The organism is Streptomyces sp. NPDC093568, from assembly GCF_044764945.1.
GTDB lineage: Bacteria > Actinomycetota > Actinomycetes > Streptomycetales > Streptomycetaceae > Streptomyces.
Map to the genome: position 1 here is coordinate 548,547 of NZ_JBIWJD010000006.1, position 12,055 is coordinate 560,601.

The 12,055-nt window shown below is 71.4% G+C and carries 11 protein-coding genes; 9 read left to right on the forward strand and 2 right to left on the reverse strand.

Annotated features, from left to right (window positions below):
* The first annotated feature begins 123 nt into the window (after positions 1–123).
* The 7 genes from ACIRD7_RS26325 to ACIRD7_RS26355 all read left to right on the forward strand — a co-directional run bounded on the left by ACIRD7_RS26325 (position 124) and on the right by ACIRD7_RS26355 (position 7,149).
* Positions 124–510, forward strand: a complete 387-nt coding sequence (locus ACIRD7_RS26325; protein WP_403457423.1) for an STAS domain-containing protein — start codon at positions 124–126, stop codon at positions 508–510.
* Between the two features lie 236 nt (positions 511–746).
* Complete coding sequence (locus ACIRD7_RS26330) at positions 747–1,370, forward strand: ATP-binding protein (protein WP_403457425.1); 624 nt, start codon at positions 747–749, stop codon at positions 1,368–1,370.
* A 326-nt stretch (positions 1,371–1,696) separates the two neighbouring features.
* A complete protein-coding gene (serS, locus tag ACIRD7_RS26335) occupies positions 1,697–2,959 on the forward strand; it encodes a serine--tRNA ligase (RefSeq protein ID WP_403457428.1) in 1,263 nt (420 codons plus the stop codon).
* A 163-nt stretch (positions 2,960–3,122) separates the two neighbouring features.
* Positions 3,123–3,812, forward strand: coding sequence for an LPXTG cell wall anchor domain-containing protein (locus tag ACIRD7_RS26340; protein WP_403457429.1), 690 nt, complete (start codon positions 3,123–3,125; stop codon positions 3,810–3,812).
* Between the two features lie 30 nt (positions 3,813–3,842).
* The gene (locus tag ACIRD7_RS26345) at positions 3,843–4,685 is read left to right on the forward strand and encodes a hypothetical protein (protein WP_403457430.1); all 843 of its coding nucleotides are present in this window, start codon (positions 3,843–3,845) and stop codon (positions 4,683–4,685) included.
* Positions 4,682–5,773 carry a hypothetical protein gene (locus ACIRD7_RS26350; protein WP_403457432.1) on the forward strand — a complete coding sequence of 364 codons (1,092 nt, stop codon included), beginning with the start codon at positions 4,682–4,684 and terminating at the stop codon, positions 5,771–5,773. The genes ACIRD7_RS26345 and ACIRD7_RS26350 overlap by 4 nt, the downstream gene beginning before the upstream one ends.
* A gap of 62 nt (positions 5,774–5,835) precedes the next feature.
* Complete coding sequence (locus ACIRD7_RS26355) at positions 5,836–7,149, forward strand: hypothetical protein (protein WP_403457518.1); 1,314 nt, start codon at positions 5,836–5,838, stop codon at positions 7,147–7,149.
* Positions 7,150–7,252: 103 nt separating this feature from the next.
* Here the strand turns inward: ACIRD7_RS26355 and ACIRD7_RS26360 are convergent, their stop codons facing one another.
* Positions 7,253–8,758: an oligopeptide:H+ symporter gene (locus ACIRD7_RS26360; protein WP_403457433.1), complete on the reverse strand. Its 1,506-nt coding sequence runs from the start codon at positions 8,756–8,758 to the stop codon at positions 7,253–7,255.
* 513 nt (positions 8,759–9,271) lie between these two features.
* On the opposite strand from ACIRD7_RS26360, the gene ACIRD7_RS26365 reads away from it, so the two are divergent.
* On the forward strand, positions 9,272–9,949 hold the full coding sequence (locus ACIRD7_RS26365) for a response regulator transcription factor (RefSeq protein WP_107905766.1): 678 nt from the start codon (positions 9,272–9,274) through the stop codon (positions 9,947–9,949).
* Between the two features lie 145 nt (positions 9,950–10,094).
* Positions 10,095–11,369, forward strand: a complete 1,275-nt coding sequence (locus tag ACIRD7_RS26370; protein WP_403457435.1) for an ATP-binding protein — start codon at positions 10,095–10,097, stop codon at positions 11,367–11,369.
* A 57-nt stretch (positions 11,370–11,426) separates the two neighbouring features.
* On the opposite strand, the gene ACIRD7_RS26375 is transcribed toward ACIRD7_RS26370, so the two are convergent.
* Positions 11,427–12,032 carry a GtrA family protein gene (locus tag ACIRD7_RS26375; RefSeq protein ID WP_403457438.1) on the reverse strand — a complete coding sequence of 202 codons (606 nt, stop codon included), beginning with the start codon at positions 12,030–12,032 and terminating at the stop codon, positions 11,427–11,429.
* Between the last annotated feature and the right edge of the window lie 23 nt (positions 12,033–12,055).

Below are 12,055 nucleotides of genomic sequence, written 5' to 3' on the forward strand. Positions count from 1 at the left end.
CAAGTGCGCTCTGGTCCGAAATGTCCGATTCTGTGTGGATGTTCGGGTGTGTAGGTGCCGTAGTAAAGGCGTAGTGTTCGAGAGCGTCAGTCAGCAGCCACGACGTCGGGAGTGAGACACGGCATGGACCGCGGGACGGTCGGCAGCGCACAGTCTGGCCGACTTCTGGTCGAGGTGCGGGAAGAGGGCCGCAGTGCCGTCGTGACCCCGGCGGGTGAGCTGGATCACCACACGGCCGATTTGTTGCGTGAACCACTCGAGGACTGCCTCGGCAAGGGCTTCAGCCGGCTGGTCGTCGACTGCTCGCGGCTCGAGTTCTGTGACTCCACGGGGCTGAACGTGCTGCTCGGAGCGCGACTGAAGGCGGAGGCCGCCGGTGGCGGGGTGCATCTCGCGGGCATGCTGCCCGTCGTCGCTCGGGTGTTCGAGATCACGGGGGCCGAGGCGGTCTTCACGGTCCATGACTCGCTCGAGTCCGCCCTCGCCGACGAGCCGGACGGCTCGGGCTGACCCCTCGCGTCCGGTGCCGCATCGGACGTCACATCATTCGGCCCGAATACAGGGGTGTTCCCTCGGCCCGCTCGGGCAGGAGACATCCTGAACCTGTCGGCTGTGATGTCGGCCACCGGGGGTGGGGGACTGTGACCGACGTATCAGGCAAGGACGTGTACCGGCGTACTGACTCCGCGTACTGATTTGTGAATCGTGTGAATGTTGAACTGGTGAATCGGTGAGGTGAAGCGCTGATGAGCACCACCCGGCCTTGCTCGCCGGGCGACCGCGGCCCTGAGCCCAGCGGCGCTTCCGGGGCGTCCGAGGGGGGCGTGCCAGGGACGGGGGGCGCCGAGAGCGGCGTGCCGGCGGCCGGAGCGCCCGACGGGGGCGCTGTGCCGCCCCTCGGGCCCGAGGCCGCGGCGACCGCTGAGACGGCCGCTGAGGAGGCCGTGCGGGCGTCCGCGGGCCGTCAGGTCCGCCGGCTGGCCTTCGAGGGCCAGAGCGGCGTGGTGCCGCTCGCCCGGGACTTCGCCCGGCAGGCCCTGTACGCCTGGGGCTGGCTGCCCGCCGCCACCGCCGACCAGCGCGCCGCCGCCGAGGACGTGCTCCTCGTCGTCTCCGAGCTGGTCACCAACGCGTGTCTGCACGCCGAGGGGCCGGACGAGATGTGGATCGCCTGCGACAACAAGGTGATCCGGGTCGAGGTCACCGACCGGGGCAACGGCCAGCCGGCTCCCCGCACCCCGCACCGCGCGGGGCGCCCCGGCGGCCACGGCATGTTCATCGTGCAGCGGCTGTGCCTGGACTGGGGCGTCGTGCGCACACCGGGGGTCGCGGGCAAGACGGTGTGGGCGGAGCTCGGCGCACCGGCGTAAATCGTTTCCGCCGCTCGAAGGGACGCTCTACGCTCGTCGCAACGCGCTGACGGAGACGAGTAGCCCGGGACCCGCGAGCCGAGAGAGCCGCCACCCGCTGTGAAGGCGGCCTCGCGCCCCGGTGTGAATCCCCTCCCGAGTGCGGGGAGGCAATGCCCCGCCGGCCGGCCCCCGTCATCGGGCCCGAACGAGATCGCCGTACGGCCGCACGGCCGGCGTACGGCGGTGAAGGCGTGGTGGCACCGCGAGCACCCTCTCGCCCACGCCCCGAGGGATCACCCCGGGGCGGCACGCGCCGCTCCGGCCGACCGGACGGAGCGCGCACCATGCTCGACGTCACCCTCATCCGAAACCGTCCCGACCAGGTCCAGGGCGCCCTGCGCAAGCGCGCCGTCGACCCCGACATCCCCGGCTTCCTCGTGCTGGACGCCGCTTTCCGCGAGGCTCGCACGGCCGTGGAGCGGCTGCGCGGCGAGCGGCGGCGGATCTCGGCCGAGATCGCCGTACGCCGCCGTACGGACGTTCCCGCGGACGAGCTGCGGGCCGAGGCCAAGGCCCTGACCGACCGGCTCGCCGAGGCGGAGGAGGAGCTCGCCCGGCTCGGCGCCCGGCACCAGGAGTTCCTCGACGCCCTGCCCAACCTCCCGGACGACGACGTGGTGGCCGGCGGCAAGGAGAACAACGAGGTCGTACGGGTCGCGGGGGAGCCGCCCGCCTTCGCCTTCCCGGCCCGCGACCATGTCGGGCTCGCCCAGGACCTGGGCCTGATCGACTACGAGCGGGGCGCCGCCCTGGCCGGCAGCGGCCACTGGATCTACCGCGGTCAGGGCGCCGCCCTGGAGTGGGCGCTGCTCAACCACTTCCTGGACACCCATCGCCGCGCGGGCTACGAGTTCGTGCTGCCGCCGCACCTGCTGACGTACGAGGCGGGTTACACCGCGGGCCAGTTCCCGAAGTTCGCCGACGAGGTCTACCGCGTGGGCGACCGCTTCCTGCTGCCCACCGCCGAGACCGCCCTGGCGAACCTCCACCGCGGCGAGACGCTCGACGAGGCGGAGCTGCCCCGGAGGTACGTCGCCTACACGCCCTGTTATCGCAGGGAGGCCGGCAGCCACCGCACGGCGGACCGCGGGACGCTGCGGGGGCACCAGTTCAACAAGGTGGAGCTGTTCCAGTTCGCCCGGCCCGCCGACTCGGACGCGGCGCAGCTCGAACTGCTCGCCCGCGCCGAGGAGCTGGTCGCCGGGCTCGGCCTGCACCACCGGGTCACCAAGCTGGCCGCCGGGGACACCAGCCCGGCGCAGGCCAAGACCTACGACGTGGAGGTCTGGCTGCCCAGCCTGGGTGGGTACGCCGAGGTCAGCTCGGTCTCGAACGCCCGCGACTACCAGGCGCGGCGCGGCGGCATCCGGTACCGCCCGGCCGTCGGCGGCAAGGCCGCCCACGTGCACACGCTCAATGCCTCGGGGCTCGCCACCAGCCGGCTGCTGCCCGCGATCCTGGAGCAGCACCAGCGTGCGGACGGGACGGTGGCCGTGCCCGAGGTGCTGTGGCGGTGGGGGCTGCCCGAGGTGCTGGGCCCGGCCTGACCCTGTGTTACCCAGGGTCACCCTGAGGGCCCGGATCTCCACTCGAATCCCTTCGGGCGCACGCCGGATCGTCACAACTCCGGCGTGCGCCGTGTCTTCCCTCCTCAAGGCCCCGGGCGTACCTTGACGGCCGATCTGATGTGCCGTCAGGAATGAGGGGACCGTGTCGAAGCAGAAGCGAACCGCCGCGCTCGCGACCGCCGCGGCCCTGGCCGGATCGGCGGTGCTGATGGCCGCCCCCGCGGCCCGGGCCGAGGTCGTCGACGTCAACTACGCCTGTAAAACGCCGATCGGCGACAAGAGCGCCGTCTCGCCCATCGACATCAAGGGTGTCGAGAGCGGCGGCGGCTACAAGATCACCATGTCGTGGCAGAAGGGCGTCTCGTCCAGCCCCGTCGAGCTCGGCAAGGGCGCGATGAGCCCCAGTGCCACCATCAAGCTGGGCGGGGCCGACAGCGGCAGCCTGAACGTGACCGGACCGGCCAACCAGGAGGCGATCCCCGCCAACACCCCGATCAAGATCAACGACTTGACGGGCACGTACACCCCGAAGAAGACCGGCAAGGTCACCTTCACCGCGGGCGTCCTGACCATCAAGGCCCTCGGCACCACCACCACGTGCACGCCCACCAACAGCCCCGGGCCGTCGCTGTCCCTCGACGTGACGGCGGCGGGCGGCTCGGGCGGCTCCGGCGGCAGCGGCCAGGGCGGCTCCGGCTCCGGCTCCGAGCTTCCGCAGACCGGCCTCGAGGACTCGGCCGTCGCCCTCGGCACCCTGGGCGGCACGGTCCTGCTCGCGGGCGCGGCGGGCGCGCTGTGGCTGACGCGCCGGGGGCAGGCGGCCCGCCGCTGACCGTCACGCACCGACCCGCTGGAGCCGCCGATGTCGTCAGCCGCCCGTGCCCTGTGCCTGTCCCTGCTGTTGCCGGCGGCGTTCGTCCCCACCGCGAACGCCGCCGGGGCCTGGTCCGTCGCGCCCTCCGGCGGCGGGCGACCGTCCTTCTACGCCGAGGGCGCGCCCGGCACCGTCCAGCAGGACACGGTGTCCGTCACGAACCCGGGAGGCGAGCCGCTCACCGTCACGCTGGCCGGCACCGGCGTGCCGATCGCCTTCGCCGAGAGGTCGGTGCGGATCCCGGCCCGCACCCGCGCCGAGGTCCCGTTCACGGTGACCGTCCCTTTGGGCACGGCTCCCGGCGACCGCTCCGGCCGGATCGTCGCCCGTGCCGGCGACGACCCCGCGCAAACCGTCCCGCTGCTCCTTCGGGTCACCGGCCCCGAGCTGTCCGCGCTGACGGTCGAACACGTCCGGGTGCACGCCGAAGGAATCACATACGAGCTGGTCAACCGGGGTACGACCACCCTCGCCCCCACGCTCGCGGTCCGCGTCGACGGAGTCTTCGGACGCCTCCTCGACCGCGCCCCGCGCCCCCTCGACGTCGACCTGCCCCCGGGCAGCCGCACCGAACTCACCGAGCCGTGGCCCGACCGGCCCGCCATCGACGCGGTCGACGTCCGGCTGACGGTGACGGCGGCGGGCGGGGCGAGGGACACGGCGGAGGCGGCGGCGCGGTTCGTGCCGTGGGGCGGGGTGATGGCCGTCGCCGGGGCGCTGGCGGCGATGGGGGCCCTCTTCGTCGTACGACGTCCAAGGCGTCGTGGGGCGGACGACGGCGACGCGGAACCAGCGGGCAGGCAGCCGGAGTTGACGGGAGCGGGGACGTGAACGCCAGGGCGAGGATCGGGGCGGTGCTGGCCGTGCTGACGCTGCTGTTGCCGCCGACGGCGGCCGTGACCGCGGCGGCGGCCGACGATCTGCCCGCCGTGAAGCTGTCCAAGTCCCAGGCGGGGACCGGCGGTTCGATCACCGTGACCGGCGACGGCTGGCGGCCGCGCGCCCTGCTGATGATCCTGATCTGCGGCCGGTCCGTACCGTCGAAAGGGGTGACCGGGGGCACCAACTCCTGCGCCAACGCGGACGGCAGGGCCGTGACGACGGACGCCGAGGGCCGCTTCAGCCGGAAGCTGCCGGTGGCCGAGCCGCCCGTGCCGTGCCCGTGCGTGGTGCACGTGGCGACGGTGACCGGCGCGAAGGCCGAGGCCGACGCGATCTTCCAGGTCGCCGGGCACGCGGTCGAGCCACTGCCCGCCGATCCGGCGGGCGGCCGCCTCTCGGTCCTCACCGACACCCGGCTCGACGGCTCCGGCGGCCTGCTCACCTGGTTCGGCGCACCCCCGGCCCGCACGCTCGTGTTCACGGTCGGCAACGTCGGCACCTCCGCCGTGCGCAACCCCCTCTTCCAGGTCGGCACCTCCCACGGCGTGTTCGCGCCGCAGTGGGAGGAACAGCGGTGGCGCGGCACGATCCAGCCGGGCGAGAAGGCACGGATCGAACTGCCCGTGGAACTCGCCGCCGGAGCGCACGGCGACTACACCGTCTCCCTCAAGTACGGCGGCAAGGTGCTGGCCGAACAGCCCTGGGGCGTGGGCCGGCCCTGGGGTGTGACGCTGTTCTGGATCCTGGTCTGCCTGGTCGTCCCGGCGGCGGTGTTCCGCGTCGGGATGGCGGTGGTGGACCGGGTACGGCCACGCCGGACGGTCCGCCGCCGGGGCATCCGCCTGCCCGAACCGGCCCTTCGGCTCCCGGGGCTGAGGCCCCGGGAAGAGGCGCGGCACGCCGCCTCCCCCTCCTCGACCCTGCCGTGGTTCACCCCGGACAGCGACCCGGGCACGGGCACGGCCGGTCGGCTCTCCGCACCGCACGACGACGGCACGACGAGTCCCACGACCCCCACGAGGAAGGCACCCCCGTGAGCAAGCCAAGGAGAGTCATACCGGTACGCCCCCGCAGAGCGACCGCGGCGGGCGCCGCCCTGATGCTCGGCGGCGCGGGTGTGCTGCTCGGCGTGGCCGCGGCTCCCGCGCAGGCGGCCGAGGTGTCGTACGCGACCGAGTGCATCCCGCCCGCCATCTCCGGGCTGCCCCCGGTCCAGGGCACCACGAAGGTGGAGATCACCGCGCCGGCCGAGGCGAAGGTCGGCGACGAGGTGGAGATCGTCTGGAAGTTCGTCCAGGCGGCCTCCCAGAACCCGAACATCCTCGACCTGGACGCGAACACGGTCCAGCCCACGGGAACGCTGAAGGCGGCCGGCGCGCAGACGGCGGACATCGCCATGCAGGGCCCCCGGGAGAACCCGCCGATCCCGAAGAACACCGACATGAAGCTGTCCGACATGAAGGGCAAGCTGAAGCTGACGGCGCCGGGCGAGGTGACGCTCGCGCCGGGCGCGTACAACATCAACGTCAACAAGCCGATCTCCACGGACACCAAGTGCACGCCGAAGGAGACGGTGAAGCCGGCGGCGACCATCAAGGTGACGGGCGGGGGCGGGGGCCCGGGCGGTACGACCGGAGGGCTGCCGACGGTGGTCCCGACGCTGCCGACGAGCGTGCCGACCGGGCTGCCGACCGGCTCGTCGAGCCCTGATCCCACGCCGAGCGAGAGCGAGACGGGCGGGGACGCGGGTGGTTCGGGCACGGGCGGCGGCGACGGCGGCCAGACCGACTTCACGGGCAAGGAGGTGCAGGTCCCCTACAAGTGCAAGACGCCCATCGGCGACAAGGAGGCGACCTCGCCGGTCCAGATCAACGCCAAGAAGGACGGCGGGAGCTTCGGCCTCACGGTCCGGTTCAAGAAGTCGGTGATGGACAGCCCGGCCGACATCCCCAAGGACTCGGTCAAGCCGTCGACGGAGGTGGCGCTCGGCGGCGCCGACAAGGGCACGGTCCATGTCGAGGGCCCGACCAACTCCGAGGACATCAAGTCGGGCGAGCCGATAGAGATCCCCGACCTCACCGGCACGTACAAGCCGGGCGCGAGCGGTGAGTCGACGCTGTCGCCGGGCGTGCTGACGATCAAGGCCCTGGGCACGACGACGACCTGCACCCCGGCCAAGTCCGAGGTCTCCCTGACCCTGGACACGTCCGAGCAGGCGAGCGGCGCATCCGGCGGCGGCTCGGCCGGCGGCTCGGCGGGAGGCTCCGCGGGCGGCTCGTCCACGGACGGCGGCCTGGCGGCGACGGGCGCGGAGGACAGCGGTTCGCTGAAGGCGCTGGGCCTGGTGGCGGGGACGGCGCTGTTGCTGGGGGGAGCGGTGTTCACGTTCATGCCGCGGCGGAGGACGCGCTGACGAACCCTCCAGGGGCGCGGAGAACCGCGCACAGTAGGAAAACCGACGGGGCCGTCACACCCACACAGGTGCAACGGCCCCGTTCGGCTCAGCCGGCGCAGCGCTACCGCACGTCGCCCATGAGCGCCTTGACCTTCTTGCGGTACATCCACACCGCGACACCGGCGAGGACGGCGAGCCCTGCCTCCAGGGCGACGAAGCCCCGCTTGTCGAGGTTGACGCCGCCGACGGCCGGGTTGGACAGCAGCGCGGTGACGGAGTCGCCCGCGGTGACGGCCAGGAACCAGACGCCCATCATCTGCGAGGCGTACTTCGCCGGCGCCATCTTCGTCGTCACCGACAGACCCACGGGGGAGAGCAGCAGCTCACCGATGGTCTGGACGAAGTAGATCGCCACCAGCCACATCGCGGCCGCCTTGTGACCGCCCTCGGCGATCGACAGCGGGGCGAGGAAGAGGAAGAAGGACGCGCCGACCAGGACCAGACCCGAGCCGAACTTCACGATCGTGCTCGGCTCCTTGCCGCGCCGGTTCAGCGCGAGCCAGAACCAGGCGAAGACCGGGGCCAGCGCCATGATCAGGACCGGGTTGACCGACTGGTACCAGGAGACCGGGAAGTCCCAGCCGAAGACGCTGTTCTCGGCCGACCCGTCGGCGAAGATCGACAGGGTCGAGCCGCCCTGGTCGTAGATCATCCAGAACACGGCCGCGGCCACGAAGAACCAGATGTACGCGGACATCTTCGACTGCTCGGCGCGGTCCAGGTCCTTGTCCCGCTTGATGCGGACCAGCACCAGGGTCGGGATGATCACGCCGAGCAGGGTCAGCGGGATGAGGATCCAGTTCAGCGTGTAGGAGCCGGAGATGCCGACGATCGCGTAGAAGACGACCGCGATACCGGCCCAGATCGCCGCCTTGCGCAGCGTCGAGGTCTTCTCCTCGACGGACAGCGGCGTCGGGACCACGCTGGAGCGGTCGGCCAGGTGGCGCGAGCCGATCAGGAACTGGACCAGACCCAGCGCCATGCCGAGCGCGGCGAGCGCGAAGCCCAGGTGCCAGTTGACGCTCTCACCGACGGTGCCGATGACCAGCGGGGCAGCGAAGGCGCCGAGGTTGATGCCCATGTAGAAGACGGTGAAGCCACCGTCGCGGCGCGGGTCGTCCGGTCCGTCGTAGAGGTGGCCGACCATCGTGGAGATGTTGGCCTTCAGCAGACCCGAACCGATGGCCACCAGGCCCAGACCGGCGTAGAAGGTGCCGGAGGAGGGCAGGGCCAGGGTGAGGTGGCCGAGCATGATGATGCCGCCCGCGATGGCGACGGTCTTGCGCGGACCCCAGACACGGTCGCCGAACCAGCCGCCGGGCATGGCGAGCAGGTACACCAGCGACACGTACACCGCGTAGATCGCGGTCGCGGTCCCCGCGTTGAGATGCAGGCCGCCCGGAGCGACGAGGTACAGCGGGAGCAGAGCCCTCATGCCGTAGTAGGAGAAACGCTCCCACATCTCGGTCATGAAGAGAGTGGCCAGTCCGCGGGGGTGGCCGAAGAAGGTGCGCTCGGAACCGGGGATTCCGGGTCGGGCCGAGTCCTTCGTCAGGCTGGACGCCATGGTCGTTCCTTGCTGGTCGGGACGCGCATCGACGTAGAAAGGTCACGCGCCCGGTGGGGGCGGCCGGCACCGGCGGAAACGGCCGACCGTCCCACGCCCAGGGGAGTCCGCTTCGGGTCACGAAGCGGGAGACGGCGACCGCCGGGATCCACGCCTCCGTCTTCGGAGGCCCGGCCACAGGTCATTTCTATGCGGGCCGGTGAGCACCGGTCCGCACACAAAAGAGACCCTCGGCGTCAAGTGCGCCGAAGGTCCCCGCAGTGCTACGGGCGTAGATTCACCATACGTCAGGACAGTGCCGGATATGGAAGGACTTGAGACAGGGATCACAGGTGTCGGAGGAACCGCAGGCACCCTTTCCATGGTCCTTTTAAAGGCCCTTTCCAGGATCGCATCCCGGCGCCATAGGTCTGTACCACGGCAGGTGAAGGTAAGAGACGCGCCGGAGACCGGTGAGAATCAGGCCGGTCGATCACCCTCCAGCTCTTGTCATGGGCGGACTACCATCAGCTCATGACCCGAGTACTGCTCGCCGAGGACGACGCGTCCATTTCGGAGCCGCTGGCCCGCGCACTGCGCCGGGAAGGGTACGAGGTCGAGGTCCGCGAGGACGGCCCCACCGCGCTCGACGCCGGGATGCAGGGCGGTATCGACCTCGTCGTGCTGGACCTCGGCCTGCCCGGCATGGACGGCCTGGAGGTCGCCCGCCGGCTGCGTGCGGAGGGGCACACCGTGCCGGTCCTCATCCTGACCGCGCGTGCCGACGAGGTGGACACCGTGGTCGGCCTGGACGCGGGCGCCGACGACTACGTCACCAAGCCGTTCCGGCTCGCCGAGCTGCTCGCCCGGGTCCGCGCCCTGCTCCGGCGCGGCGCGGCCGAGCCGCAGCAGCCGCCGGCCACCCACGGCGTGCGGATCGACGTCGAGTCGCACCGGGCGTGGATGGGCGACGAGGAGCTCCAGCTCACGGCGAAGGAATTCGACCTGCTGCGGGTGCTGGTGCGGGACGCGGGACGGGTGGTCACCCGGGACCAGCTGATGCGCGAGGTCTGGGACACGACCTGGTGGTCGTCGACCAAGACGCTCGACATGCACATCTCCTGGCTGCGCAAGAAGCTGGGCGACGACGCCGCGAACCCTCGCTACATCGCGACGGTGCGGGGCGTCGGCTTCCGCTTCGAGAAGAGCTGAGCCCTCGGGGCGTACGGACAGACAGGTCGTACGGACAGACAGGCCGTACGGACAAGCAGGCCGTACGGACAAGCAGGCCGTACGGACAAGCAGGCCGTACGGACAAACAGGTCGTACGGACGAGCAGACGGACAAGTAACAGGACATGCGCCGCCGACTGATCCAGTCCACCCTCGCCGTGGTTCTCGTGGTGATCGCCGTCTTCGGCGTGTCACTCGTGATCGTCGAGACCCGGACGATCACCAACACCGCGCAGGAGCGGGTGGACACCGAGGCCGTGCGCCTCGCCAGCATCGTGGACAGCCGGCTGCTCGGCGACGAGACCGTGGACGCGGCGGTGCTGCGGGACCAGATCCAGGGGGACCGCTACGCCGAGATCCGCATCCCCCAGAAGCCGGTCATCGAGGTGGGCCGCAAGCCGTCCGGTGACGTCATCAGCGCCACCGAGACCGGCGAGGAGGGCGAGACGGTCACCGTGCAGGAGCCGCGCTCGTCGGTCACCCGGGAGGTCGGCCGTACGCTGCTGATCATCGCGGCGGTGGCCCTGCTCGCGGTGATCGCCGCGGTCCTGCTGGCGGTGCGCCAGGCGAACCGCCTCGCCTCGCCCCTGACCGACCTCGCGGAGACGGCCGAACGCCTCGGCTCGGGCGACCCGCGCCCCCGGCACAAGCGGTACGGCGTCCCGGAGCTGGACCGGGTGGCGGACGTGCTGGACTCCTCGGCCGAGCGCATCGCGCGCATGCTCACGGCGGAGCGACGCCTTGCCGCGGACGCCTCCCACCAGCTCCGCACCCCTCTCACGGCACTCTCCATGCGGCTCGAGGAGATCACCCTCACCGACGATCCGGATACGGTGAAGGAGGAGGCCACGATCGCGCTGACCCAGGTGGAGCGGCTCACGGACGTCGTCGAGCGGCTGCTCACCAACTCGCGCGACCCGCGTACCGGCTCCGCCGTCACCTTCGACCTCGACGAGGTCATCCAGCAGCAGCTCGCGGAGTGGCGCCCGGCATACCGCAGCGCGGGCCGGGCGATCGTGAGCTCGGGCAAGCGGCACCTGCAGGCGGTGGGCACGCCGGGCGCGGTCGCGCAGGTGCTGGCGGCCCTGATCGAGAACTCCCTGATGCACGGCGGCGGCACCGTCGCGCTGCGCACCCGCGTCACCGGCAACCAGGCCGTCATCGAGGTCACCGACGAGGGTCCGGGCGTCCCGGCCGACCTCGGCGCCCGCATCTTCGAGCGCGCGATCAGCGGCCGCAACTCCACCGGAATCGGCCTCGCGGTCGCCCGCGACCTCGCGGAGGCGGACGGCGGCCGACTGGAGATGCTTCAGACGAAGCCGCCGGTCATCGCCCTGTTCCTGTCCCGCACGCCCCCACCGAAGAAGGCGGCGCAGGAGTCGGGGCCGACAGTCAGGTAGGGCCGACAGTCAGGTAGGGCCGACGGTCAGGTAGGGCCGCGGTCAGGCAGGAGCGGGTCAGCCGACCCGCTGCCGGACCCGCGGCTTCTCCGCGTCCGCGCCGCGCCGCGGCTCCAGGAACGATTCCGCTGCCGGTACCGGCTTCTCCGGACTTTCCGCCTTCTCCGGATTCTCCAGCTCTTCCGCCTTCTCCACGGGCAGTGCCCGGAAGACCCACGAGCGGTACGACCAGAAGCGGAACAGGGTCGCGATGCCGATGCCGAGGAACTTGAAGATGTTGCTCTGCAGCGGGCTGTCCCAGCCGAAGCCGTACGTCGCCGCGTACAGGACACCGTTCTCGATCACCAGGCCGACCGCGCTGAACAGCAGGAACAGGCTCAGTTCCTTGGTGCGGCGGCTCTTGTCGCGGTCGCGGTAGGTGAAGTAGCGGAAGCCGATGTAGTTGAAGATGATCGCGACGACCGTGGCGATGACGCTGGCCCGGACCACCTGAAGGTCGGTGACATGCCGTACCAGGTTGAACACGAGGAGATTGACGAGGAGACCCGCTCCCCCCACCGCACCGAACTTGGCGACCTCACGCACCAGCCGATCGAACCGCTGCCGTACCGCACTGCGAGCTGCCGGAGGCGCCACATGAAGCCCCGAGGAACCACGTCCCATGGTCGTGAAGGCTCCTGTCGGTC